At 68.0% G+C, this 24343-nt stretch carries 21 protein-coding genes; 9 read left to right on the forward strand and 12 right to left on the reverse strand.

Translation table 11 applies throughout. The features are described from left to right. Positions 1-48: 48 nt before the first annotated feature. The 6 genes from AC1RLW_RS09550 to pncB form a co-directional block, all read right to left on the reverse strand. On the reverse strand, positions 49-1587 hold the full coding sequence (locus AC1RLW_RS09550) for an MFS transporter (protein ID WP_493192880.1): 1539 nt from the start codon (positions 1585-1587) through the stop codon (positions 49-51). Positions 1588-1696: 109 nt separating this feature from the next. Continuing rightward, a complete protein-coding gene (locus tag AC1RLW_RS09555; protein WP_070059634.1) occupies positions 1697-2860 on the reverse strand; it encodes an MFS transporter in 1164 nt (387 codons plus the stop codon). Next, on the reverse strand, positions 2857-4227 hold the full coding sequence (locus AC1RLW_RS09560) for a DNA recombination protein RmuC (RefSeq protein ID WP_493193069.1): 1371 nt from the start codon (positions 4225-4227) through the stop codon (positions 2857-2859). Before AC1RLW_RS09560 ends, AC1RLW_RS09555 begins: the two co-directional genes overlap by 4 nt. A gap of 42 nt (positions 4228-4269) precedes the next feature. Further along, the gene (locus tag AC1RLW_RS09565; protein WP_492738197.1) at positions 4270-5259 is read right to left on the reverse strand and encodes a 2-hydroxyacid dehydrogenase; all 990 of its coding nucleotides are present in this window, start codon (positions 5257-5259) and stop codon (positions 4270-4272) included. Between the two features lie 34 nt (positions 5260-5293). Continuing rightward, positions 5294-6706, reverse strand: coding sequence for a sodium:proton antiporter (locus AC1RLW_RS09570; protein ID WP_493192881.1), 1413 nt, complete (start codon positions 6704-6706; stop codon positions 5294-5296). A 36-nt stretch (positions 6707-6742) separates the two neighbouring features. After that, positions 6743-7963, reverse strand: coding sequence for a nicotinate phosphoribosyltransferase (gene pncB / locus AC1RLW_RS09575; protein WP_070059637.1), 1221 nt, complete (start codon positions 7961-7963; stop codon positions 6743-6745). Between the two features lie 185 nt (positions 7964-8148). Between pncB and AC1RLW_RS09580 the strand changes: the two genes are divergently transcribed. Both AC1RLW_RS09580 and AC1RLW_RS09585 read left to right on the forward strand, forming a co-directional pair. Further along, positions 8149-8382, forward strand: a complete 234-nt coding sequence (locus tag AC1RLW_RS09580) for a CsbD family protein (protein ID WP_062470554.1) — start codon at positions 8149-8151, stop codon at positions 8380-8382. Positions 8383-8454: 72 nt separating this feature from the next. Beyond that, the gene (locus AC1RLW_RS09585) at positions 8455-8865 is read left to right on the forward strand and encodes a hypothetical protein (RefSeq protein WP_159277576.1); all 411 of its coding nucleotides are present in this window, start codon (positions 8455-8457) and stop codon (positions 8863-8865) included. 64 nt (positions 8866-8929) lie between these two features. Here the strand turns inward: AC1RLW_RS09585 and AC1RLW_RS09590 are convergent, their stop codons facing one another. Continuing rightward, positions 8930-9391 (reverse strand): acyl-CoA thioesterase, encoded by a 462-nt coding sequence (locus tag AC1RLW_RS09590; protein ID WP_492695178.1) that lies wholly within the window; start codon positions 9389-9391, stop codon positions 8930-8932. Next, the gene (locus AC1RLW_RS09595; protein WP_493192882.1) at positions 9388-10314 is read right to left on the reverse strand and encodes a histone deacetylase family protein; all 927 of its coding nucleotides are present in this window, start codon (positions 10312-10314) and stop codon (positions 9388-9390) included. The genes AC1RLW_RS09590 and AC1RLW_RS09595 overlap by 4 nt, the downstream gene beginning before the upstream one ends. Positions 10315-10498: 184 nt before the next feature. Between AC1RLW_RS09595 and AC1RLW_RS09600 the strand changes: the two genes are divergently transcribed. Together AC1RLW_RS09600 and AC1RLW_RS09605 are read left to right on the forward strand one after the other, a co-directional pair. Then, positions 10499-11050, forward strand: coding sequence for a phasin family protein (locus AC1RLW_RS09600; protein WP_062470565.1), 552 nt, complete (start codon positions 10499-10501; stop codon positions 11048-11050). Positions 11051-11179: 129 nt separating this feature from the next. Continuing rightward, positions 11180-11938, forward strand: coding sequence for a 3-hydroxyacyl-CoA dehydrogenase (locus AC1RLW_RS09605; RefSeq protein ID WP_354347228.1), 759 nt, complete (start codon positions 11180-11182; stop codon positions 11936-11938). On the opposite strand, the gene AC1RLW_RS09610 is transcribed toward AC1RLW_RS09605, so the two are convergent. After that, complete coding sequence (locus tag AC1RLW_RS09610; RefSeq protein ID WP_139705423.1) at positions 11886-12833, reverse strand: YihY/virulence factor BrkB family protein; 948 nt, start codon at positions 12831-12833, stop codon at positions 11886-11888. The two genes, AC1RLW_RS09605 and AC1RLW_RS09610, sit on opposite strands and share 53 nt — an antisense overlap. 74 nt (positions 12834-12907) lie before the next feature. Between AC1RLW_RS09610 and dnaG the strand changes: the two genes are divergently transcribed. The 4 genes from dnaG to AC1RLW_RS09630 all read left to right on the forward strand — a co-directional run bounded on the left by dnaG (position 12908) and on the right by AC1RLW_RS09630 (position 20078). Next, complete coding sequence (gene dnaG / locus AC1RLW_RS09615; protein ID WP_493192883.1) at positions 12908-14935, forward strand: DNA primase; 2028 nt, start codon at positions 12908-12910, stop codon at positions 14933-14935. Between the two features lie 296 nt (positions 14936-15231). Continuing rightward, positions 15232-17595: an RNA polymerase sigma factor RpoD gene (gene rpoD / locus AC1RLW_RS09620; RefSeq protein WP_493192884.1), complete on the forward strand. Its 2364-nt coding sequence runs from the start codon at positions 15232-15234 to the stop codon at positions 17593-17595. Positions 17596-17699: 104 nt separating this feature from the next. Next, positions 17700-18938: a multidrug effflux MFS transporter gene (locus AC1RLW_RS09625; protein WP_062470580.1), complete on the forward strand. Its 1239-nt coding sequence runs from the start codon at positions 17700-17702 to the stop codon at positions 18936-18938. Between the two features lie 12 nt (positions 18939-18950). After that, on the forward strand, positions 18951-20078 hold the full coding sequence (locus AC1RLW_RS09630) for an HPP family protein (protein WP_493192885.1): 1128 nt from the start codon (positions 18951-18953) through the stop codon (positions 20076-20078). A gap of 48 nt (positions 20079-20126) precedes the next feature. Here AC1RLW_RS09630 and AC1RLW_RS09635 read toward each other — a convergent pair whose 3' ends face one another. The 3 genes from AC1RLW_RS09635 to AC1RLW_RS09645 are packed head-to-tail and all read right to left on the reverse strand — an operon-like array spanning position 20127 to position 23308. Further along, positions 20127-21125: a Bug family tripartite tricarboxylate transporter substrate binding protein gene (locus AC1RLW_RS09635; protein WP_095950667.1), complete on the reverse strand. Its 999-nt coding sequence runs from the start codon at positions 21123-21125 to the stop codon at positions 20127-20129. Between the two features lie 39 nt (positions 21126-21164). Further along, positions 21165-22364 (reverse strand): CaiB/BaiF CoA transferase family protein, encoded by a 1200-nt coding sequence (locus tag AC1RLW_RS09640; protein WP_159272594.1) that lies wholly within the window; start codon positions 22362-22364, stop codon positions 21165-21167. After that, positions 22361-23308: a hydroxymethylglutaryl-CoA lyase gene (locus AC1RLW_RS09645; RefSeq protein WP_493192886.1), complete on the reverse strand. Its 948-nt coding sequence runs from the start codon at positions 23306-23308 to the stop codon at positions 22361-22363. The genes AC1RLW_RS09640 and AC1RLW_RS09645 overlap by 4 nt, the downstream gene beginning before the upstream one ends. Before the next feature lie 100 nt (positions 23309-23408). Between AC1RLW_RS09645 and AC1RLW_RS09650 the strand changes: the two genes are divergently transcribed. After that, on the forward strand, positions 23409-24326 hold the full coding sequence (locus AC1RLW_RS09650) for a LysR family transcriptional regulator (RefSeq protein ID WP_369632155.1): 918 nt from the start codon (positions 23409-23411) through the stop codon (positions 24324-24326). The last annotated feature ends 17 nt before the right edge of the window (positions 24327-24343 follow it).

Here is a 24343-nt window from a genome sequence, read left to right on the forward strand (position 1 = left end):
GCACTGCGGCGCAGGAAGGGAATGCGGACGGCGGGCATGGCGAACGGCTCAGGCGCGCGTGGGGGCGGCGAGCGCGGCGGCCCGCGGCCTGACGCGCAGCAGCAGCCCCGCCGCCACCAGGCCGGCCACGCCGGCGCAGGCCATCGCGGCGTGGAAGCCGCCCGCGAGCGCATCGCTCAGCAGCCGCTGCGCCACGCCCGGGTCGAGCGCGGCCAGCGCGCCGAGGTCGTGGCGGGACACCGCCGCCACGGCCGCCTGCGGCGCATCGGGCACGCCGGCACGCGCAAGCGATTCGGCCATCAGCGCGGTGGCGCGCGTGCGCATCAGCGTGCCGAGCAGCGCGATGCCGATCAGCATGCCGCCCTGGCGCAGCGCGTTCATGGTGGCCGAGGCCATGCCCGAGCGCTGCGCGGGCACCGAGGCCATCACCGCCGTGCTCGTGGCCGGCACGGCCAGGCCCGCGCCCGCCCCCAACGCCACGAAGAGCAGCGCCAGCGGCAGGTACGGCGTGTCGGCCGAGAACAGCGTCAGCAGCAGCATCGCCACGCCGATCAGCCCGTAGCCCGCGACCATCAGCGTGTGCACCTCGAAGCGGCGCGCCAGCCGTCCGAACTGCGAGGCCACGAGGCCGGTCGCCACGAACTGCGGCACCAATCGCCAGCCGGTCTCGCTGGCCGACCAGCCCTGCACCTGCTGCAGGAACAGCGAGAAGAAGAACAGGCTGGCGTAGGTCGAGAAGCCCAGCACGAACGAGGCGAAGTTGGTGACCGAAAAGCGCGCGTCGCGGAACAGCGCGAGCGGCAGCAGCGGCCGTTCCACGCGCGCCTCCACGGCCAGGAACAGCGCCAGCCCGACACCCGCCGCGACGAGCGCGACCGCCGCGTGGCGCGAGCCCCAGCCGTGTTCGCCCGCAGCAATGAGCCCGTAGGTCAGCGCGCCCAGCCAGAGCACGCTGAGCACCTGCCCCGCCGGGTCGAGCGCCGCATGCTCGGGATGCGAAGACTCGCGCAGGCCCCACATGCCCAGCGCCACGGTCAGCACGCCGATCGGCAGGTTGATGAGGAAGATGCTCTGCCAGCCCGCATGGTCCACCAGCAGCCCGCCGAGCATCGGCCCGAGGATCAGCGACAGCGCCGTGAACGACGACCAGCCGCCGATCACCCGCGCGCGGCTGGCCGGCTCGGGAAAGGCATGCGCCAGCAGCGACAGCGCGCCCGGGATCATCAGCGCACCCGCCACGCCCTGCACCGCGCGACCCGCGAGCAGCATGGGCAGCCCCGACGCCATCGCGCACATCGCCGAGCCCACGGTGAAGACCACCACGCCGGCCAGCCAGGCGCGCTTGCGGCCGTAGCGGTCGCCGATCGGGCCGGCCGACAGCATGAAGGCCGACAGGCACAGCGCGTAGATGTCGATCACCCACTGCAGCCCGGCCAGGTCGGTGGCGAGCGCGCGCTGCAGCGTGGGCAGCGCGACGTTGACGATGCTCACATCGAGCGTGGCAATGAAGCTGCCGAGGTAGACCGCCGCCACCAGGGCCAGGCGGCGGCGCGGGTCGGCAGCCGCCGACGGGGAATGGGAGTCCATGGACGCCTTCGGGTCAGGAAGAAAGAAGGCGTCGATACTGACTTCGAGTCAGTATTTTGTCAATCAAATGAGAATTACTGTCATTTGCAACGTGGGGTTCAAACCGCCGTCACAGCTTCAATCCCCAGGTTGCCTTGGCGCCCAGCGCCAGCACGCCGCCCACCACCCAGAACACACCGGCAATGCCGATCAGCGCACCGAGCGAGCCGAACAGCATCGGCATCGCGACGCTCGACGCGTTGATGGTCATGAGCCGAAGCCCCAGCGCCTCGCCGTGCCGGGCATGCGGCGTGATCTGGTGCAGCATGCTCATCACCATTGGCTGCACCGCGCCGAGTGCGAAGCCCAGCACCACGGAGCAGATGCCCATGGTCCACGGTGAATTCAGCAGCGGGTAGATGGCGAACACGGCCGCAGTGACGACGGTCGAGCTCAGGATCACGCTGCGCTCCGACGCACGCGACGCGATCAGCGGCAACACGATGCGGATGACTGCCGCGGCGATCGCGAAGGCGCCGAGGATGGAGCCGATCACCGAGGCGCTGATGCCTCGGTCGTGACCCAGCACCGGCAGCACGAAGGCGTGCACGTCCCAGCTCGACGACTGCAGCCAGTTCACGAACAGCAGGCGGCGGAACATCGGCTCGCGCAGCAGGTCCCAGGCGCGGGTGGGCGCGGCGCCCGGCACCGGCGCCACCCGCGGCGGCTCGTGCGCGCCGCGCGCCAGCAGCCAGCACAGCAGCGGCAAAAAGGCCATCACGGCGAAGCAGATGCGAAAGGCCAGCAGGTCGGCCGGCGCGCGACCGGCGTGGTCGATCAGCATCCCGGCCAGGAAGGGCCCGACGAAGTTCGCCGCCGCCGGCGCGATGGCCAGCCAGCTGAACACGCGCTTGAGCTGCGTCGGGTCGGTGGCCGAGCGGCCCACGTGCCGCTGCAGCGCGATGACGGTCGCGCCGGTGGCGCCGCCGGTCAGCAGCGCGGCGATGCACATGACGGGAAACACCGGAAAAATCAGCGCCAGCCCTGCCCCGCCCGAGGCCGCGATCACCGACAACCACAGCGGTCGCTTGAGCCCGTGCCGGTCGGCGAAGCGCCCGGCCGGCAGCGCCAGAAACACCTGGGTCAGCGCGAACAGCGCGATCAGCAGGCCGACGGCCGCTGCGCTGTAGCCTTGCTGCAGCGCGAGCAGCGGTGTGGCGAGCCGCATGCCCGCCATCGTGGCGTGCAAACAGACCTGCGCCACGATGACGCGCAGCAGTTCAGAACCTTTCACGGGGTGTCGTCGGCCTCGCTGTCGGTGTCGGCCGTGGGCGGCAGCAGCGCCTGCGACTGCGCCTCGGGCAAGGCCTCGACCTTGCGCAGCGCCAGGCGCATCTGCTTGGCGCGCGTGTCGGCCTTGTCGATGGTGTCGGAGGCCTTGGCCACCTGCTCCTTGATGCGCGCCACCCATTCGCCGTAGCGCTCGAACTCTGTCTTGACCGCGCCCAGCACCTTCCAGACCTCGGAGGCCTGGCGCTCCAGCGCCAGCGTGCGAAAGCCCATGTGCAGGCTGTTGAGCATGGCGAGCAAAGTGGTCGGGCCGGCCAGCGTCACACGGTGCTGGCGCTGGATCGCGTCCATCAGGCCGGGGCGGCGCAGCACCTCGGCATAGAGGCTTTCGACCGGCAGGAACAGGATCGCGAAGTCGGTGGTGTGCGGCGCCGCGAGGTAGTTCTCGGCGATCGACTTGGCCTCGACGCGGATGCGCGTCTCGAGCGCCTTGGCCGCGGCCTCGGCGCCGGCGGCATCGGCGCGCTCGTGGGCGTCGATGAGGCGTTCGTAGTCGTCGCGCGGAAACTTGGCGTCGATCGGCAGCCACACCGGCGCGCCGTCGTCGCCGCGCCCCGGGAAGCGGATCGCGAAGTCGACGCGCTGGCCGCTGCGCGGCTTGGTCTCGATCTGGCGCGCGTACTGCTCGGGCGTGAGCACCTGCTCGAGCAGGGCCTCGAGCTGCACCTCGCCGAACACGCCGCGCGTCTTCACGTTGGTCAGCACGCGCTGCAGGCTGCCGACGCCGACGGCCAGCGTCTGCATCTCGCCCAGGCCCTTGTGCACCTGCTCGAGCCGGTCGGCCACCTGTTTGAAGCTTTCGCCCAGGCGCGCCTCGAGCGTGCTCTGCAGTTTCTCGTCGACGGTCTTGCGCATCTCGTCGAGCTTGGCGGTGTTGCTCTGCTGCAGCTGGGCCAGCTGGGTTTCCATGGTCGTGCGCACCTCGGAAAGGCGCCGCGCATTCGATTCGCTCAGGCCCTGCAGCTGGGTGTTCAGCGTGTCGGCCAATGTCTTCTGCAGCGACGCGAGCTGCAGCGCGAAGGCGTCGAGCTGCGCGTTCTGCGTGCGCGTGGCCTCGGCGCCCTGCTGCACCAGCGACTGTTGGAAGGTGGCGAAGGCCTGCGCGGTTTCCTGGCGTGCACCGCGCGAGCCTTCGCCGATCTCGTGGCGCAGCTCGCGCTCGGTGCGTTCGTTGGCGCGGCCCATGGCGGCGAGCACGCCCAGCATTTCGCTGTGATCAGGTGGGGGTGGCCGGCGGGCCAGCAGCCAGATGACCAGCACCAGCTGCACCACGGCGAGTGCGGCCAGTGCGAGAAGAATCAGATCCGTCAGTTCCAAGGTGGGGGCGTGTCGCGCTCGCGGTCAGGTTTCAGGTTACTTCGTGGCCGCTGGCACCGGCGTGACCGGCGTCAGAGGCCCCTTGCCGGTGCCCCAGGCGATGAGGTTGTCGGCCGCGAGGTCGGCCATGGCGCGGCGCGTGGGCACGGTGGCGCTCGCGATGTGCGGCGTGAGCACCACGTTGGGCACGGTCAGCAGGTCGGGGTGGACCTTGGGCTCGCCCTCGAACACGTCGAGGCCGGCGGCGGCGATGCGCTTCTCGCGCAGCGCCACGGCCAGTGCCGCGTCGTCGACGATGCCGCCGCGCGCGATGTTGACCAGCGTGGCGGTCGGCTTCATGAGCGCGATCTCGGCCGCGCCGATGGTGTGGTGCGAGGCCGGCGAGTACGGCACGACCAGCACGACGTGGTCGGCGGTCTTGAGCAGCTCGTCCTTGCCGACATAGCGGGCCTTGCACTCGGCCTCGAGCGCGGCGTCGAGGCGCGAGCGGTTGTGATAGATCACGTTCATGCCGAAGCCGTGCGCGCCGCGCCTGGCGATGCCCTGCCCGATGCGGCCCATGCCGATGATGCCGAGCGTCGAGCCGTGGATGTCGGAGCCGGCGAACATGTCGTAGCTCCACTTTTCCCACTTGCCCGCGCGCAGGAAGTGTTCGCTCTCGGTGATGCGGCGCGCGGTGGCCATGAGCAGCGCGAAGCCGAAGTCGGCCGTGGTCTCGGTCAGCACGTCGGGCGCGTTGGTGCCCAGCACGCCGCGCGCGGCCATGGCGTCGACGTCGAAGTTGTTGTAGCCCACGGCCATGTTGGCGCAGATCTTCAGCTCGGGGCAGGCGTCGAGCACCGCGGCATCGATGCGCTCGCTGCCGGTGGTGAAGGCGCCCTGCTTGCCCTGCAGCTTGGCGATCAGCTGGTCCTTGCTCCAGGTCTCGTCGGCCTGGTTCGACTCGACCTCGAAATGCTGCGCCAGGCGCGCGAGGGTTTCGGGGAACACCGCGCGCGCGACCAGGATCTTGGGCTTGCTGCTCATGGAACGTGTCTCTTTCTTTGAAGGGCTGGAAGGATCAACGGAAGAAGATGAAGGTGCACAGGACGAACAGCGGGACCAGGATCGCCCCCGACCACGCCATATAGCCGAAGAAGCTGGGCATGCGCACGCCGCGGCTTTCGGCGATGGCCTTGACCATCAGGTTCGGCGCATTGCCGATGTAGGTGTTGGCGCCCATGAACACGGCGCCCGCCGAGATGGCGGCCAGCGTGCTGGCATAGGTGGTCATGAGCGCCGCCGGGTCGCCGCCCGCCGTGTTGAAGAACACGAGGTAGGTCGGCGCGTTGTCCAGGAACGAGCTCAGGATGCCGGTGACCCAGAAGTACATGGCCGGGTCGGGCTGGCCGTCGGCGCGCGTCACGGCCGCGACGATGGCGCCGAACGGGCCCTGCGTGCCGGCCTTGAGCATGGCGATCACCGGGATGATCGTCAGGAAGATCCCGGCGAAGAGCTTGGCCACCTCGGCCATCGGGCCCCACTCGAACTGGTTGTCGGCGTGCACCTTGGGCGCCGTGAGCTTGTACGAGACGACGGCGATCAGCGCCAGCCCCACGTCGCGCACCAGGCCCGGCAGGCCGACCTCGGTGCCGAACACGTCGAACACCACGGGCGATTTCCAGAAGCCGCTCAGCAGCACCAGCGCGACGATGCCGCCCAAGAGCCAGAAATTGGCCGCGCCGTCGAATCCCAGGCGCGGGGTGTCGGGCGTCGGGTCGACGGGCAGCACGCCATCCTTGCGGTAGAAGTGGCGGTCGATGGCATAGAACAGCGCCAGCAGCACGGCCAGGATGAAGATCGTCTCGGGCAGGATGTGCTGCGCGGTCCAGAAGAAGCCCACGCCCTTGAGGAAGCCGAGGAACAGCGGCGGATCGCCCAGCGGCGTGAGCGAGCCGCCCGCGTTCGACACGATGAAGATGAAGAACACGATCACGTGCACCTTGCGCTGCCGGTTGTCGTTGGCCCGGATCAGCGGCCGGATCAGCAGCATCGAGGCGCCCGTGGTCCCCATGAAGCTCGCGAGCACCGCGCCGATGGCCAGGATCGCCGTGTTGAGCCCCGGCGTGCCGTGCAAGTTGCCGCGGATGTGGATGCCCCCCGCCACGGTGAAGAGCGCCGTGAGCAGGATGATGAACGGGATGTACTCGGCCACCAGCGCATGCACGAGCTGCACGCCCGCCAGCCCCGCGCCGTAGGTCGCGGCAAAGGGCAGCAGGAAGGCCAGCGCCCAGGCGGCGGAAATCTTGCCGTAGTGGTGGTGCCAGAACGAAGGCGTGGCCAGCGGCAAGAGCGCGATGGACAGCAGGATGCCGGCGAACGGCACGCCCCACAGCGGCGAGAGCGCGGCGCCGTCGAAATCGGCGGCGAAAGCCAGGGCGGGAAAGAGCATCGGCAGCGCCGCGGCTGCCGTCAGTCGGATCGTTTTCTTCATGGGGGCTGTACCGTACCAGACAGGTCAGTACAGCCTTCAAACGGGGGGTTGTTCGATCTCGAACACCTGGCGCAGGTAGGCCAGGTATTTCTCGTCCTCGCACATGTTCTTGGACGGCGTGTCCGACAGCTTGGCCACCGGCTGGTCGTTGCACTGGATCATCTTGATGACGATCTGCAGCGGCTCGTAGCCCAGGTCGTTGGTGAGGTTGGTGCCGATGCCGAAGGCCAGCAGGCAACGGCCGCGGAACTGCTGGTACAGCTCGATGGTGCGCGGCACCGTGAGGCCGTCGCTGAAGATCAGCGTCTTGGTGAGCGGATCGACCCGGTTCGCGTGGTAGTGCGCCAGCATGCGCTCGCCCCACTGGAACGGGTCGCCGCTGTCGTGGCGGGCGCCGTCGAAGAGCTTGCAGAAGTACAGGTCGAAGTCGCGCAGGAAGGCGCTCATGCCGTACACGTCGGACAGCGCGATGCCCAGGTCGCCGCGGTATTCGCGGGCCCAGCTCTCGAAGCCGAAGATCTGGCTGTCGCGCAGCCGCGGGCCCAGCGCCTGGCAGGCCTGCAGGTATTCGTGCGCCATGGTGCCCAGCGGGATGAGCCCGAGCTTCATGGCGTACAGCACGTTGCTGGTGCCCGCCAGCTGCGGCAGCCGCTCGCCCGCGGGCGACTTGGCCGGCGGCGAGGCCACGGCGCCGAGCCGCTGGGTCAGCGTGCGCAGCACTTCTTCGTGCCAGTCTTTGGAGAAGCGGCGGCGCGTGCCGTAGTCGGCAATCTTGAGGTCGCCCAGTCCGGCCTCCTGCAGCTGGCTGATCTTGAGGTCGAGGCGGCGCCGGCCTTCTTCGAAGTCGGGGTTCTTCTGCGTGTTGCGAAAGTAGACCTCGTTCACGATGGCCAGCACCGGGATCTCGAACAGGATGGTGTGCAGCCACGGCCCCTTGATGCGGATCTCGAGCTCGCCCGAGGGCTGGGGGATGACGTTGATGTACTTCTCGTTGAGCCGGAACAGGCCCAGGAAGTCGACGAAGTCGCTCTTGATGAAGCGCATCGAGCGCAGGTAGGCGAGTTCGGCATCGCGGAACTGCAGCGAGCACAGGCTGCGGATCTCGTCGCGGATCTGTCCCGCGAACTGCGCGAGGTTGACGCCCGGGTTGCGGCACTTGAAGCGGTACTCGACCCGCGCCCCCGGAAAGTGGTGCAGGACCACCTGCATCATCGTGAACTTGTAGAGGTCGGTGTCGAGCAGGCTGTGAATGATCATGGTGCGGTGCGCGGTGTCTCGGGTCTCTGGCGTCGGCGTCCGTTCCATTATCACGGCCTGCGTCGGCCTCTGCCTACGAAGGCCGGACTGCACGTCCTACCGGCAGGGGGAATCACTCACGCGACATTGATTTCACGGCGGCGGCATGTTCCGCCGGGTCATCACTCTTTTTCAAGGAGATTCGCATGAACAAGGACACCATCGAAGGCAACTGGAAGCAGCTCAAGGGCAAGGTCCGCGAGCAGTGGGGCAAGCTGACCGACGACGACTTCGACGTCATCGCCGGCAAGCGCGACCAGCTGCTGGGCCGCATCCAGGAACGCCACGGCATCAGCCGCGACGAGGCCGAGAAGCAGGTCAAGGACTGGGAATCTCGCGACGGCCGCTCGCCGGACGCGCTCTGGTTCGAGAAGAACTGAGAAAGAAGCAAGCGCCCTGCGCCCTTCCCTTCTCTTCTCTTTCCCTGTCATTCACCGCAAAGGACACACACCATGAAAAAACAACACCTCGTCATGCTCGCCCTCGCCTCCACCTTCTTCGTCGCCGGCCAGGCCGGTGCGATGACCAAGGACGAGTACAAGGTCGCCAAGGAAAAGGTCGAGGCCGACTACAAGGTCGCCAAGGCCCAGTGCGACACGATGAAGGACAACGCCAAGGACGTCTGCCAGAAGGAAGCCAAGGGCAAGGAAGAAGTGGCCAAGGCCGAGCTGGAGCAGCAGTACCAGCCGAGCGACAGCCATGCCCGCAAGGTGGCCGAGGAGAAGGTGAAGGCCACCTATGAGGTCGCAAAGGAAAAGTGCGACGACCAGAATGGCGCGGCCAAGGACGCTTGCGTGAAGCAGGCCAAGGCTGATGAAGCCCAGGGCAAGGCCGACATCAAGGCCATGAAGAAGACGATGTAAGCGGGGTCACACCCCACTCATCCACGAACGGCGCCTGCGGGCGCCGTTTTTCAAGGGCGGGCGCTCAGGCGCGCAGCGAATCGACCACCTGCTGCAGCGCCTCGGGCAACGGCACCGGCCGCTGCGTCGCGCGGTCGACGTACACATGCACGAAGTGCCCCTGCGCGGCCGCGGTGTCGGAGCCCTCGGCGAACAGCGCGATCTCGTAGCGCACGCTCGAACGGCCCGCCTGCGCCACGCGGATGCCCGCCTCCACCGTCTGCGGGAAGGCCACCGGCGCGAAGTAGTTGCACTGCGTCTCGACCACGAAGCCGATGGTCTGGCCGCCGTGGATATCGAGCGCGCCGCGCTCGATGAGCAGCGCGTTCACCGCGGTGTCGAACCAGCTGTAGTAGACGACGTTGTTGACGTGGCCGTACATGTCGTTGTCGGCCCACCGCGTCGGGATGCTGCGAAACGCCCGGTAGGCGCTGCGGGTGTGGGGCGTGGGCTTGGGGGTTGAGGTGGGTGGTGTGGGGGCGCTCATCGCGCGGCATTTTGCCAGCGGCGCCAGTAATCGAGCGCCACCCGGAAGGTGCCCAGCTGCACCTGCACCGTCTCGGCGATGTCGCTGGCGTAGCCGCCGGCCATCGCGAAGGCCGTGGGGATGCGGCGCTGCCAGGTCCAGTCGAACACGCGGCGGTCGCGCGCCTCCAGCCCGTCGAAGCTCAGCTTGAGGCGGCCCAGCCGGTCGCGCTCGAAGGGGTCGGCGCCGGCCAGGTAGATCACGAGGCCGGGCGAGAAGCGCCGGTCGAGCTCGTCGAGCGCGTGCTCCAGCGCCGCCAGGTAGTCGGTGTCGCCGCAGCCGTCGGGCAGCTCCACGTCGAGGTCGCTCGCCTCCTTGCGGAACGGGAAGTTCTTCTGGCCGTGCACCGACAGCGTGAACACGCTCGGGTCGCCCTGGAAGATGCGGGCGGTGCCGTTGCCCTGGTGCACGTCGAGGTCGATCATGGCCACCCTGAGCAGCCGGCCGGCGCGAGCCTGCTCGACCTGCATCAGCCGCGCAGCCACCGCCGCGTCGTTGAAGACGCAGAAGCCGCTGCCCTTGTCGGCATAGGCGTGGTGCGTGCCGCCCGCCATGTTGGCCGACACGCCGCCCGCGAAGGCCGCGCGGCAGGCGGCGATGGTGGCGCCGGTGGAACGGCGCGAGCGCTCGACCATCGCCTCGCTCCAGGGAAAGCCGATCTCGCGCATGGCCTGCGGGCTCAGGCGGCCTTCGCTGACGGCGGCGATCCATTCGGGGGTGTGGGCCAGCGCCAGCTCGTCATCGGTGGCGCGCGGGGCCGGGTCCATCTCGACGGCCGGCAGCTGCTCCTGCAGGCGATCGCGCAGCATCGCGTAGCGCGACATGGGAAAGCGGTGGCCCGGCGGCAGGGGCAGGACGAACTGCCCGGAATAGAAAGCACGCATGGCCGCATTCTGGCCGCGCAGGCCGGATTTAGAAGGCCGCTTCTAAATTGCTGCACAGCAACAAAAACCCCTTGATCGCCGCGTTCAGCTGCCTATACTTGAGGCCATGCTGCACCGCAACATAGACGACGAGGCGCAGCGCAACGTGAATCGACCACCCCATCATCCTTTCTGGAGATCTCAAATGGCCCTGACCGCTGACCAAATCCTCGCCGCCCAAAAAGCCAACCTCGAAACCCTGTTCGGCCTGACCACCAAGGCCTTCGAAGGCGTCGAAAAGCTGGTCGAACTGAACGTGACCGCTTCCAAGGCCGCCCTGACCGAAGCCCAGAGCACCGCCCAGGCTGCCCTGAGCGTCAAGGACGCCCAAGAGCTGCTGACGCTGCAAGCCAGCCTGTTCCAGCCCCTGGCTGAAAAGACCGCGGCCTACAGCCGTCACCTGTACGACATCGCCCAAGGCACCAGCGCCGAATTCTCGAAGGCTTTCGAAGCCAAGGCCGCTGAAGCCCAGCAAGCCTTCGTCGGCCTCGTCGACAGCGCTTCGAAGAACGCCCCCGCCGGTTCGGAAACCGCCGTCGCCGTGCTCAAGAGCGCCGTGGCCGCCGCCAACAACGCTTTCGAATCGGTCCAGAAGGCCGTCAAGCAAGCGTCGGACGTCGCCGAAGCCAACTTCAACGCCGTGTCGACCCAAGCCGTCGCCGCTGCCAAGACGGCCACCGCTTCGCGCAAGCGCTAAGCACCGACCACCACCAGTTGTCTCCTTGGGTCCTCACGGATCCAATTCAGGGCCTCATCTTCGGATGAGGCCTTTTTTTTGGCCGGCGGCCGTCTTCGATAATGCGGGTCTCATTTCAGGAGACTCTCAATGCAGATCGACGGCAAAGTTTTTATCGTGACCGGTGGCGCTTCGGGCCTCGGCGAAGGCACGGCGCGCATGCTGGCCGCCAACGGCGCCAAGGTGGTGATCGCCGACATGCAGGCTGACAAGGGCGAAGCCGTTGCGAAGGAAATCGGTGGCGTGTTCGTCAAGTGCGACGTGAGCCAGGAAGCCGACGGCCAAGCCGTGGTGGCTGCCGCCGTCAAGCTCGGCAAGCTGATGGGCCTGGTCAACTGCGCCGGCATCGCGCCGGCCGAGAAGACCGTGGGCAAGAACGGCCCGCACGCGCTGGCGGTGTTCAGCAAGACCGTCACGGTCAACCTGATCGGCAGCTTCAACATGATCCGCCTGGCGGCCGACGCCATGGGCAAGAACGAGCCCGAAGCCACCGGCGAACGCGGCGTGCTGATCTCGACGGCCTCGGTCGCGGCCTACGACGGCCAGATCGGCCAGGCCGCCTACAGCGCCTCGAAGGGCGGCGTGGTCGGCATGACCCTGCCCATCGCCCGCGACCTCGCGCGCAGCGGCATCCGCAACATGACCATCGCCCCCGGCATCTTCGGCACGCCCATGCTGTTCGGCATGCCGCAGGAAGTGCAGGACGCGCTGGCCGCCAGCGTGCCCTTCCCGTCGCGCCTGGGCACGCCCGAGGACTACGCCAAGCTGGCCAAGCACATCATCGAGAACGACATGCTCAACGGCGAGGTGATTCGTCTGGACGGAGCGATTCGATTGGCCCCTCGCTGATCTCGGACGCCGGCAGCTTCGTGCTGCCGGTGCGGTCCAGGCGCTCGTAGTTCGCGATCACCTGGGCCCCGATCAGCACCAGCATGGCGGCGATTTCCAGGCTCAGCAGCACCACGATGGCCGTGGTGAGCGAGCCGTAGACGATGTTCACCTGCGACAGCGTCGAGAAGTACCAGATCAGCACGCGCCGCGTGGCCTCCCACAAGAGCGCAGCGGTCACGCCGCCCAGCAGCGCATGCCGCAGCGACATGCGCCCCGCCGGCATCACGAGGTAGAGCGAGGTCAGCATGAAGATCTCGCCGCCCAGCCCCAGCAGGTACAGCAGCAGGCCCGAAATGCCCGACAGCGACCAGCTGCGCCCCAGCAGGTCGACGCTTTCCTGCCCCACCAGCTGCAGCGCCCCCGACACCAGCGTGACCAGCAGCAGCCCCGCGCACAGGCTCAGGATGTAGAGGTACGGCATCGCCACCGACACCAGGAAGTGGCGCTTGTGATCGTCCTTGCGGTGGTGAAAGATCACCGCCATCGCGCTTTCGAGCACGCTGAACGCCAGCGAACTGAAGAAGATCATCGTCACCAGCAGCACCGGCCCGAGCACCGAGCGGTGGTCCAGGAAGCTCGACAGCTCGGCCACGATCGCTTTCGACTGCCCCGGCAGCAGCCATTCGAGATAACGCCCGATGGTGCGCAGCAACTCGGCCTGGTCGATCACGTGCGACAGCGCCATCACGCTCACGATCAGCAGCGGCACGATGGACAGCAGCGCGTAGTAGGCCACCGCCCCCGCCAGCAGCAGGCCCTGGTTGGCGCGAAAGTCCTTGAGCGCGCCCCAGACGAAGCGCAGCGGATGGCGCAGCAGCGGCGCGGCGTGTTGCAAAGGCAGTGGCGTCTTCATGCGTGATGTGGATTTGCGGCGGGGTTCAGTATGCCGCCCGTGCGCTTGCGTATGATTTGCCGCTCCCCGCAGCCATGACCATCCCCGCTTCATTCATCCAGGAACTCATCGCGCGCGCCGATGTGGTCGAAATCGTCGGCCGCTACGTTCAGCTCAAGAAGGCCGGCGCCAATTTCATGGGGCTGTGCCCCTTCCACGGCGAGAAGTCGCCCTCGTTCTCGGTCAGCCCGACCAAGCAGTTCTATCACTGCTTCGGTTGCGGCGTGCACGGCAACGCCATCGGCTTCCTCATGGAACATGCGGGCATGGGCTTCGTCGAGGCCGTGCACGACCTGGCCGGCCAGTACGGCCTGCAGGTGCCCGAGGACGACGTCTCGCCCGCCGAACGCGCCCGCGCCGCCAGCCAGCGCCAGAAGCAGGCCACGCTGACCGACGTGCTAGAGAAAGCCGGCGACGCCTACCGCAAGGCGCTGCGCCAGGCGCCCGGCGCCATCGACTACCTCAAGGGCCGCGGCGTGTCGGGCGAGATCGCCAAGCAGTTCGGCATCGGCTATGCGCCGGCCGGCTGGCGCGCGCTGGCCAGCGTGTTTCCCGACTACGACGACCCACTGCTCGCCGAGAGCGGGCTGGTGATCGTCAACAACGAGGAAGGCAAGCTCAGCGACGAGGAGGCCAAGCGCTACGACCGCTTCCGCGACCGCGTGATGTTCCCGATCCGCAACGTCAAGGGCGAGTGCATCGGCTTCGGCGGGCGCGTGCTCGGCGACGAAAAGCCCAAGTACCTGAACTCGCCCGAAACGCCCGTCTTCAGCAAGGGCCGCGAGCTCTACGGCCTGTACGAGGCGCGCGCCGCCTTCCGCGACCGCGGCTACGCACTCGTCACCGAGGGCTACATGGACGTGGTGGCGCTGGCCCAGCTCGGTTTTCCGAATGCGGTGGCCACGCTGGGCACCGCCTGCACCACCGAGCATGTGCAAAAGCTCTTCCGCTTCACCGAATCGGTGGTGTTCAGCTTCGACGGCGACGCCGCCGGTCGCCGCGCCGCGCGCAAGGCGCTCGACGGCGCCCTGCCCTATGCCACCGACACGCGCAGCATCAAGTTCCTGTTCCTGCCGGCCGAGCACGACCCCGACAGCTACATCCGCGCGCACGGCGCCGAGGCCTTCGCGGGCTTCGTGGCCGAGGCCACGCCGCTGTCGCGCTTCATGCTCGAAGCCGCCCGCGAAGGCTGCGACCTGAGCTCCGCCGAGGGCCGCGCCCACATGACAAGCAACGTGCGCCCGCTCTGGAGCGCCATGCCCGACGGCGCGCTCAAGCGGCAGCTCCTCAGCGAGATCGCCACGCTGGTGCAGCTCGACGCCGCGGCGCTCTCCGACCTGTGGGCCACGGCCGCGCCCGGCCCGCGCAAGGGTGGCGGTGCGCCATCCCAGGCGCCGCAGCGCCACAGCGAACCCGACAGCTACGGCAACGACCCGGGCGACTACTACCCGGACCTGCCGCCGACGCAGGACTACGAGCCGCCGCGCTACGAAAACGAGAGCAAACCCAAGTTCCAGCCGCGCAAGTTCACCAAGGGCAAGCGCTGGGGCGGCAAGTTCGAGGAGCCCATCGAGCCGCTGCGCGGACGCGGCAAGCCGCCGAGCCGGCCCGACGTGGCGGTGCGGCTGGTGCTGTCGAACATGGCGCAATGGGAGGCGCTGTCGCACGAGCTGCACGTGATGCTGTGCGACCTGCCGGGCGAGCACGGCGCCCTCTTCACCTGGCTGGACAGCCAGCTGCACGAGCATGGCGTGCAGCCCTGGGCGGCGCTGCGCGAAGGCCTGCGCGGGCTCGATTTCGCGCCGCTGGCCGAGCGCCTCATGAGCGTTTCCGAGGCCGGGCCGGTGCCCGAAGGCGAGGAAGAACAGCACCTGGCCGAGGCCGCCAAGGAGCTGGGGAGCGTGCTCGACTTCATGCTCGACGACCGGCTCAAAGCCCAGCAGAGCGAGGCCATCGCTTCGGTTGGAAAAGACCCGAAAGCCCTGGAACGCTACAAGGCACTGGAAGCCCGCCGGCTCGAATTGCGAGACCGCATTCGCGCGTCGGGGACAGATACTGCTTGAAATTTGCGCAACAGGCTATAATGTAGGGCTTCGCAACTGGCGAAATTAGGCAAGAGCGACAGCAGCACCTCCGGGCCGACCCCTAGCGCAACGCACTCCAACGGTAAATTCCGGCGGAAAGGGTCAATAACCGCAAGGACTGCACACCAAATGTTCGCCCGACATCTTGCCTGGTGAGGAATTAATTCCTCGTTTCCCAATTGTTTTGTCCGTGCCTGTGCACGGGCATGGTGGTGCTGTCCGCGTGGCAGCGCGCCTGTGATCCCGCTTGTCTTTTCTTGTCGTAACGAGGTCGTATGCCCAGTTCAAAGAAGCCTGCTCCTTCACTTGCCAAAAGCGCCAAGAGCGTCGCCACCAAGCCCGCAGCAGAGAAACCGCTGAAAGCCGGTGCCAAACCGGCAACCAAGACGGCTGCCGCCGCGTCCAAAACGGCAGCCGCAACGAAAGTGAAAACCGTGCCCACGAAATCGACCTCTCTCGACGATCCCAAAAAAGCCGCGGCCACTGCCACGGCTGCCCCCGCCGCCAAGAAAGTTGGCCGTCCGCCCAAGGCCGCCGGCGCTGCCGCCGCGCCCGCCACCGGCGCCAAGCGCGGGCGCAAGCCCAAGGCCGCCAAGGAAGCCGGCGAGAGCGACATCGACCTGTCGGACATCGAGGAAGACCTGGCCGGTGACGAGCCCGCGGCCGTCGCGACCACCGAAGAGAAGGTCAAGCCGCTGCGCATGAAGATCAGCAAGGCGAAGGAACGCGCCTTGATGAAGGAGTTCGGCCTCGACGAGACCGTGCTCTCCGAAGAAGACCTGGCCAAGCGCCGCTCGCGCCTGAAGACCCTGATCACGCTGGGCAAGACCCGCGGCTACCTCACGCACGGCGAAATCTCCGACCACCTGCCCGACAAGCTGGTCGACGCCGAGACCATGGAAGTCGTGGTCACCATGCTCAACGACATGGGCGTGGCGGTGTACGAGCAGACGCCCGACGCCGAAACCCTGCTGCTGAACAACACCGCGCCCACCGCCACCACGGTGGAAGAAGCCGAGGAAGAAGCCGAAGCAGCTCTCTCCACGGTGGACAGCGAATTCGGCCGCACCACCGACCCGGTCCGCATGTACATGCGCGAAATGGGCACGGTCGAGCTGCTGACGCGCGAAGGCGAAATCGAAATCGCCAAGCGCATCGAAGGCGGCCTGATGGCCATGATGGAAGCCATTTCGGCCTCCCCCGCTACCATCGCCGCGATCCTCGAAATGGCCGCGACCATCCGTGAAGGCAAGGTCGTCATCTCGACCATCGTGGACGGCTTCTCGAACCCGAACGAGGCCGACGACTACGTGGCCGAAGAAGACTTCGACGAATTCGACGAAGAAGACGACGACGACGGCAAGGGCGGCTCCAAGGCCCTGACCAAGAAGCTCGAAGAACTCAAGAACGAAGCCCTCTCGCGCTTCGACCGCATCGCCGAGATGTTCGAGAAGATCCACAAGATCTACGAGAAGGAAGGCTACGGCACGCCCGCGTACACCAAGGCCCAGCAGGCCGTGTCCGACGAGCTGATGACCATCCGCTTCACGGCCAAGACCATCGAGAAGCTGTGCGACCTGGTGCGCACGCAGGTGGACGACGTGCGCAAGAAGGAACGCGAACTGCGCCGCATCATCGTGGACAAGTGCGGCTTCCCGCAGGACGAGTTCATCCGCGACTTCAGCGGCTTCGACAAGAACGGCAACCGCATCGCCTCCAACCTGCTGAACCTCAAGTGGGTCGAGAAGCAGGCCGCCGCCGGCAAGCCCTGGAGCGCCGTGCTCGCGCGCAACATCCCGCCGGTGCAGGAACTGCAGCAAAAGCTCACCGACATCCAGTCGCGCGTGGTGGTGCCGCTGACCGAGCTCAAGGACATCAACAAGCGCATGAACGAGGGCGAATCGTCCTCGCGCGATGCCAAGAAGGAAATGATCGAGGCCAACCTGCGCCTCGTGATCTCCATCGCCAAGAAGTACACCAACCGCGGCCTGCAGTTCCTTGACCTGATCCAGGAAGGCAACATCGGCCTGATGAAGGCGGTCGACAAGTTCGAATACCGTCGCGGCTACAAGTTCTCGACCTACGCGACGTGGTGGATCCGCCAGGCGATCACCCGCTCGATCGCCGACCAAGCGCGCACCATCCGCATCCCGGTGCACATGATCGAGACGATCAACAAGATGAACCGCATCTCGCGCCAGCACTTGCAGGAGTTCGGCTTCGAACCCGACGCCGGCATCCTGGCCGCCAAGATGGAGATCCCGGAAGACAAGATCCGCAAGATCATGAAGATCGCGAAGGAGCCGATCTCGATGGAAACCCCCATCGGCGACGACGACGATTCGCACCTGGGCGACTTCATCGAGGACAGCAGCAACACGGCCCCCATCGAGGCCGCGATGCAAGCCGGCCTGCGCGACGTGGTCAAGGACATCCTCGACTCCCTCACGCCGCGCGAAGCCAAGGTGCTGCGCATGCGCTTCGGCATCGAGATGTCCACCGACCACACGCTGGAAGAAGTCGGCAAGCAGTTCGACGTGACCCGCGAGCGCATCCGCCAGATCGAAGCCAAGGCGCTGCGCAAGCTGAAGCACCCGTCGCGTTCCGACAAGCTGCGCAGCTTCATCGACACCCTGTAATCCAGGTTCGCTGAAGCCCAAGCGCCCGCCTTGCCCCTCACCCGGGCGGCGGGCGTTCTCGTTTTTCCACCGACACACTACAAGTACAACGGAGCCGCCTTTCCATGAATCCCGACGCAGACAAACTCTGGCAGGCCCCGCGCTGGGCGCTTGCCGTGCTGCTCGCCGTGCTGGGCATGCTCGGGCCCTTCTCCATCGACACCTACATCCCGGCCTTCTCGGGCATCGCGAAATCGATCGGTGCGACGCCGGCCGAGATGCAGCAGACGCTGTCGGCCTACCTGTTCGGCTTCGCCTTCATGAACCTGTTCCACGGCGCGCTGTCGGACAGCTTCGGCCGCCGGCCCGTGGTGCTGTGGGGGCTGGCGGTGTTCACGCTGGCCTCGCTGGGCTGCGCGCTGTCGCAGAACATCACGCAGCTGGTGCTGTTCCGCGGCCTGCAGGGCCTGTCGACCGGCGCCGGCATCGTGGTGTCGCGCGCCGTCATCCGCGACATGTTCCCGCCGGCCGAGGCGCAGCGGGTCATGAGCCAGGTCACGATCTACTTCGGCGTGGCGCCGGCCATCGCGCCCATCGTGGGCGGCTTCCTGTTCGTGCACGCGGGCTGGCACTCGATCTTCTGGTTCCTCGTGGCCGTGGGCGTGGTGCTGTTCGTCGCCAACTACAAGCTGCTGCCCGAGACGCTGCACAAGGACCACCGCCAGCCCTTCCAGGTGCGCCACCTGATGCGCGGCTACCGCGACCTGTGCTCCGACCCGCGCTTCCTGCTGCTGGCCTTCGCCAGCGGCGTGCCCTTCAACGGCATGTTCCTCTACGTGCTGGCCGCGCCCGCGTTCCTGGGCGACCACCTGGCGCTGCAGCCGCAGCAGTTCTTCTGGTTCTTCCTGCTGACCATCGGCGGCATCATGCTCGGCGCGCGCGCCAGCGGCCGCATGGCCGGCAAGGTGGCGCCCAAGCGGCAGATCCGCGACGGCTTCCTGATCATGATGGTCACCTCGGTGGTCAACGTGGTGGCCAACATCTTCTTCCAGGCGCATGTGGCCTGGGCCGTGTGGCCGCTGGCGGTGTTCGCCTTCGGCTGGGCGCTGATGGTGCCGGTGGTCACGCTGCTGGTGCTCGACCTGCACCCCGAGCGCCGCGGCATGGCCTCGTCGCTGCAGGCCGTGATCGGCTCCACTGCCAACGGCGTCGTGGCCGGCGCGGTGGCGCCGCTGGTGATGCACTCCACGCTGGCGCTGGCCCTCACCTCCGCGCTGATGCTCACGATCGGGCTGGTCGCCTGGGTCTGGCTGCACCACCGCTGGCCCGACATCGGGCGTCGGGTGGCACACGAAGAAGCCTGAGGGGGACGGGGGATGCGATTCGCCGCACTGTGGACCTATCTGCGCGCCTGGCTCCCGGGCCCTTCCAACGTCAACGCGCGCGAGCGCCTGCGCGCCGTGGGCGGCGCAGGCATCGGGCTGCTGATCACCGGCCTGCTGTGCCGCTGGCTGTCCGTGCCGCTGGAGCATGCGGTGTGGCTGGTCGCGCCGATGGGCGCCACCGCCGTGCTGGTGTTCGCCGTGCCCGCCAGCCCGCTGGCGCAGCCCTGGTCGGTGATCGGCGGCAACACGCTGTCGACGCTGGTGGGCATCGCCTGCGCCAGCTGGATTCCCGACACCGCCGTGGCCGCCGCCGTGGCCGTGGCGCTGGCCATCGGCCTGATGTTCTTCACGCGCTGCCTGCACCCGCCCGGCGGCGCGGCGGCGCTGCTGGCGGTGCTCACGCACACCACCGATTTTTCGGCGGCGCTGTTCCCGGTGCTCGTGAACTCGGTGCTGCTGGTGCTGGCCGGCGTGGCCTACAACACGCTCACGGGGCGGCGCTATCCGCACGTGCAGGTGGCGCGCCCGCCCTCGCCCGACGCGCGCTTCAGCCAGGCCGACATCGACGCCGTGCTGGCGCGCTACAACCAGGTGCTCGACATCAGCCGCGACGACCTCGAGTCGCTCATTCAGCAGACCGAGCTCGAGTCGTACAAGCGCCGCCTGGGCACGCTGCACTGCGCCGACATCATGTCGGGCACGCCGATCTCGGTGGAGTTCGGCACGCCGCTGCAGGAGGCCTGGACGCTGATGCACCAGCACCGCATCAAGGCGCTGCCGGTGACCGATCGCACGCGCCGCGTGGTCGGCATCGTCACGCAGGCCGACTTCTTCCGCCAGCTCGACCTGCAGCACCACGACGGCATCGCCGGCCGGCTGCGCGACCTGATCCGCGCCACGCGCACGGTGATGTCGAACAAGCCCGAGGTGGTCGGCCAGATCATGACGCGCCAGGTGCGCGTGGCCAGCGCCGACCGGCCGGTGGTCGAACTGGTGCCGCTGTTCTCCGAAGGCGGCCACCACCACATTCCGATCATCGATGAAGAGAAGCGGCTGACGGGGATGATCACGCAGTCGGATTTCGTGCGGGCGCTGTACCGCGCGGTGAGCCCGGCGTAAGGCCCGCACGTCGCCGTCCCCCTCTGCCGAAGGGGAAGGCGCAAGGCTTCACTCCAGCACCACGTTCGCCTTCTTCACCAGCGCCGCATAGCGCGCGGCCTCACTGCGGAAGTAGCTCGCCGCCTGCTCGGGCGACGTGGGCTTAACGATGTTGCCCTGCTTGTCCATCGCCTCGCGCACCTCGGGCGCGGCGAAGGCGGCCACGATGGCCTCGTGCACGCGCTTCACGTCGGCCGGCTGCATCTTCGGCGGGCCGATCACCGCGAACCAGCCTTCGACCGCGTAGTTCGGCAGCCCCTGCTCCGCGATCGTCGCAATCTCGGGCGCGGCCGGTGAGCGCGCCGGGCCGCACAGGCCGATGGCGCGCAGTGCGCCGCTCTTCAGATGCGGCTGCACCGCCGGCAGCGCGACCACGCCCATCTCGACCTGCCCCGCGATCATGTCGGTCACCATCGGCCCGGTGCCCTTGTACGGAATGTGCCGTGCCTTCACGCCGGCCTCGTCCATGAACATCTCGCCCGCGAGGTGGATGATGGTGCCGTTGCCCGACGAGGCGTAGTTGTAGCCCTCGGGTTTCGCGCGCAGCAGCGCCACCAGCTCCTTCACGTTCTTCGCCGGCAGCTTCGGGTTCACGGCCAGCACCAGCGGCGTGGCGCCCACCACGCTGATGGGCGTGATGTCGGCGATGGCGTCGAAAGGCATCTTCTTGAACACGCTCGGGTTGATCACGTGGTTGTTCGACACCATGCCGAGCGTGAACCCGTCGGGCGGGGCCTTGATCACGGCCGAGGTGCCGGTGATGCCGCCGGCGCCCGGCAGGTTCTCGATCACCACCGGCTGGCCCAGCGCCTTGCCGAGCGCGACCGAGGCGGCGCGCGCAATGGCGTCCACGCCCGAGCCCGCGCTGATCGGCAGGATGAAGCGCACGGGCTTGTCGCCGCCCTGCGCGAACACCGGGCGGGCGGCCGACAGCACGACCGCCGACGCCCCCAGGCCGAGCAACGCACGGCGGTTGAATGAAGAAGAGGAAAACGGAATCGGGCTCATGGGTCTTGTCTCTCTTTGTCTTTGTCGGTGCTTGAAGGATCAGGCCACGGCCGCTTCGGCATGCAGCGCCTCGACCTGTTCGTGCGCGTAGCCCAGCTCGGCCAGCAGCGCGCGCGTGTGCTCGCCCAGCGTCGGCGGATGCAGGCGCACGCCCAGCCGCTCGCCGCCGAGCGTGATCGGGAACAGCGTGGTCTGCGCCATCTCGCCGGCCCGCTCGCCGTCGGGCAGGCGGATGTCGGCGAGGCCGCCGGTGGCCTGCAGGTGCGGATCGGCATACAGGTCTTCGGGCCGCGTGATCGGCGCGAACGGCAGGCCCCGCGCCTCGAAGATCGCCGACAGCTCGGCGGCCGAACGGTCGGCCAGACGCGTGCGCAACGCGGCCAGCAAGGTCGGGCGCAGGCGCACGCGGTCGTTGTTGGTCTGCAGCGTGGCGTCGGCCTTCAGGTCGTCGAAGCCCAGCGCGTCGCAGAAGGTCTTCCATTGCGCGTCGCTCACGGCCGCCAGGAAAATCTGCTCACCGTCCTTCACGGTGAACACGTCGTACAGCGCCCAGGCCGAGATGCGCTCGGGCATCGGCGCGGCCGCCTGCCCGGTGATCGCGTACTGCAGCATGTGCTGGCCGACGAGGAACACGTTGTTCTCGAACAGCGCCGACTGCACCTCCTGCCCCCGGCCGGTTTCGGCGCGCTGCATCAGCGCGGCGATGGCGCCGATGGCGCCGAACATGCCACCCATGATGTCGTTCACGCTCGTTCCCGCGCGCAGCGGATCGCCGGGGCGCCCCGTCATGTAGGCCAGGCCGCCCATCATCTGCACCACCTCGTCGAGCGCGGTGCGGTGCTCGTACGGGCCGGGCAGGAAGCCCGTGTGGTTCACATACACGAGACGCGGATTGAGCTTGCCCAGCGCGGCATAGCCCAGGCCGTATTTGTCCATCGTGCCGGGGCGGAAGTTCTGCGCCACCACGTCGGCCGTGGCGCACAGGCGCAACGCGGCCTCGAGCCCCTGCGGATGGCGCAGGTCGAGCGCGATGCTCTTCTTGTTGCGGTTGAACATCGGGAAGAAGCCCGCGCCCGCGCCCAGCAGGTGCCGCGTGCGGTCGCCGTCGATGGGCTCGACCTTGATGACCTCGGCGCCCAGGTCGGCCAGCACCATGCCGCAGGTCGGCCCCATGACCATGTGCGTGAACTCGACCACGCGGATGCCCGCGAGCGGCAGGCGTTTGGCTTCGGTGCTCATGCGGCGACGCCTTCCGCCGGTGCAAAGGTCTTCGGAAAGCCCGCGCGCCACACCGTGCCCTGCAGCGTCTCGCCGTCGAGCCAGCCGGCCACGCGCTTCCTCAGATCGAGCAGCTTCGGCAGGTCGACACCCGTCTGCACGCCCATGCTCTCGAGCATGAAGACGAGGTCTTCGGTGTCGACATTGCCACTCGCGCCCGGCGCATGCGGACAGCCGCCGATGCCGGCCAGGCAGGCGTCGAAGCGCGTGATGCCGACCTCCAGCGCGGCGTAGACATTGGCCAGGCCCAGCCCGCGCGTGTCGTGGAAATGCCCGCACCACAGGCGGTCGCCCGCGATGCGCAATGCGCGCTCGAACAGGCTGCGCACCATGGCCGGATCAGCGTAGCCCACCGTGTCGGCCAGGCTCACGCGGTCGGCGCCGGCATCGAGCAGCGCCTGCATCAGGCGCAGCACCTCGTCGGGGTCGACATGGCCCTGCAGCGTGCAGCCGAAGGCCGTGCCCACGCCGCCGTCGATCAGCGTCTTCGAGCCCGCCGCGTCGCGCGCCGCGCGGATGCGGCCGACCTCGGCCACCACCTCGTCGGGCGTCTTGCGCAGGTTGGCCAGGCTGTGCGCGTGGCTGGCCGACAGCGGCACCATCATCAGGTCGGCCTCGCCCGCGATGGCGCGCTCGGCGCCCTTCAGGTTGGGCACCAGCACCGAGGCGAAGAGCCCTGGCAGCGTCTTCGCAAAAGCCAGCAGTTCGGCCGTGTCGGCCAGCTGCGGCAGCAGGTGCGCCGGCACGAACGAGCCGACCTCGATCTCGCGCTGGCCGGCCGCGTGCGCGTCGCGGAGCCATTCGAGCTTGCGTGCGGTGGGCAGCACGCGGGCGATGCTTTGCAGGCCGTCGCGCAGGCCCACTTCGCGGACGACCGCGCGCGGCGGCAGGAAGGCGTGAATCAAGAGGGTGTCTCCGTCGTGAGGGAATGACGCCGATCGTAGAAGTTCCGATTCAGTCCTGAAGGTATATTTTGGAAGCCGTTTGCTTCCTGATTGGAACTTCATGAGAGACCTCGACCTGACCACCCTGCGCCTGTTCGTCGCCGTCTGCGACAGCCGCAGCATCGCGCGCGCGGGCGAGCAGGCCAACATCGTCGGCTCGGCCATCAGCAAGCGCCTGGCCCAGCTCGAAGACACGGTCGGCACGCCGCTGTTGCTGCGCAAGCGCCGCGGCGTGGTGCCCACGCCGGCCGGCGAAACGCTGCTCGAACACGCGCGCGCCATGCTCGGCAGCGCCACCCGCATCGAGCGCGACATGGCCGCCTACGCGGGCGGCGCGCGCGGGCATGTGCGCATCCTGGCCTCGGCCTCGGTCATGGCCGAGTCGCTGGCCGAGGACGTGGCCGGCTTCCTGCAAGACCCGGCGCACCGCAACATCCGCGTCGACATGGAAGAACGCGTGAGCCCCGAGATCGTGCGCGGCATCCGCGAGGGCATCGCGTCCATCGGCCTGTGCTGGGACGCGGCCGACCTCGACGGGCTGGAGCGGCGCGACTACCGCTCCGACCACCTGGCCATCGTGGCCCACCCGTCGCACCCCGTGGCCCGCCACGACGCGGTGCGCTTCGAGCAGGTACTCGACCACGAATTCGTCGGCATGCCTGCGCTCAGCGCCGTGCAGCTGATGTTGGCGCGCGAGGCGGCCGTGGCCGGCAAGCCGCTCGTGTACCGCGTGCTGGTGTCCAACTTCGACGCCGCGCTGCGCGTGGTGCGCGCCGGGCTGGCCATCAGCGTCGTGCCGGCGGAGGTCGCCCGGCCCTTCACCGAGGCCTTCGGGCTGCGGCTGATGCCGCTCACGGACGACTGGGCGCGCCGGCGTTTCGCGATCTGCTTTCGCAGCGAGGCGGCGCTGTCGCCCTCGGCGCAACTGCTGGTCGCGCACCTCGAGCGCTGCGCCACGGACCGTTCGGAAACCGCCTGATTCGTCCGATATCAGAA

This window comes from Variovorax sp. GW822-FHT04A09 (genome assembly GCF_058801005.1).

Excerpts from the sequence above, each read along its gene's own strand:
- AC1RLW_RS09550 (WP_493192880.1), bottom strand. The coding sequence starts at position 1,587 with ATGGACTCCCATTCCCCGTCGGCGGCTGCCGACCCGCGCCGCCGCCTG.
- AC1RLW_RS09600 (WP_062470565.1), top strand. The coding sequence starts at position 10,499 with ATGGCCCTGACCGCTGACCAAATCCTCGCCGCCCAAAAAGCCAACCTC.
- dnaG (WP_493192883.1), top strand. The coding sequence starts at position 12,908 with ATGACCATCCCCGCTTCATTCATCCAGGAACTCATCGCGCGCGCCGAT.
- AC1RLW_RS09650 (WP_369632155.1), top strand. The coding sequence starts at position 23,409 with ATGAGAGACCTCGACCTGACCACCCTGCGCCTGTTCGTCGCCGTCTGC.
- AC1RLW_RS09595 (WP_493192882.1), bottom strand. The coding sequence starts at position 10,314 with ATGCGTGCTTTCTATTCCGGGCAGTTCGTCCTGCCCCTGCCGCCGGGC.
- AC1RLW_RS09590 (WP_492695178.1), bottom strand. The coding sequence starts at position 9,391 with ATGAGCGCCCCCACACCACCCACCTCAACCCCCAAGCCCACGCCCCAC.
- AC1RLW_RS09610 (WP_139705423.1), bottom strand. The coding sequence starts at position 12,833 with ATGAAGACGCCACTGCCTTTGCAACACGCCGCGCCGCTGCTGCGCCAT.
- AC1RLW_RS09570 (WP_493192881.1), bottom strand. The coding sequence starts at position 6,706 with ATGAAGAAAACGATCCGACTGACGGCAGCCGCGGCGCTGCCGATGCTC.
- pncB (WP_070059637.1), bottom strand. The coding sequence starts at position 7,963 with ATGATCATTCACAGCCTGCTCGACACCGACCTCTACAAGTTCACGATG.
- AC1RLW_RS09630 (WP_493192885.1), top strand. The coding sequence starts at position 18,951 with ATGCGATTCGCCGCACTGTGGACCTATCTGCGCGCCTGGCTCCCGGGC.
- AC1RLW_RS09625 (WP_062470580.1), top strand. The coding sequence starts at position 17,700 with ATGAATCCCGACGCAGACAAACTCTGGCAGGCCCCGCGCTGGGCGCTT.
- AC1RLW_RS09565 (WP_492738197.1), bottom strand. The coding sequence starts at position 5,259 with ATGAGCAGCAAGCCCAAGATCCTGGTCGCGCGCGCGGTGTTCCCCGAA.
- AC1RLW_RS09635 (WP_095950667.1), bottom strand. The coding sequence starts at position 21,125 with ATGAGCCCGATTCCGTTTTCCTCTTCTTCATTCAACCGCCGTGCGTTG.
- AC1RLW_RS09580 (WP_062470554.1), top strand. The coding sequence starts at position 8,149 with ATGAACAAGGACACCATCGAAGGCAACTGGAAGCAGCTCAAGGGCAAG.
- rpoD (WP_493192884.1), top strand. The coding sequence starts at position 15,232 with ATGCCCAGTTCAAAGAAGCCTGCTCCTTCACTTGCCAAAAGCGCCAAG.
- AC1RLW_RS09605 (WP_354347228.1), top strand. The coding sequence starts at position 11,180 with ATGCAGATCGACGGCAAAGTTTTTATCGTGACCGGTGGCGCTTCGGGC.
- AC1RLW_RS09640 (WP_159272594.1), bottom strand. The coding sequence starts at position 22,364 with ATGAGCACCGAAGCCAAACGCCTGCCGCTCGCGGGCATCCGCGTGGTC.
- AC1RLW_RS09585 (WP_159277576.1), top strand. The coding sequence starts at position 8,455 with ATGAAAAAACAACACCTCGTCATGCTCGCCCTCGCCTCCACCTTCTTC.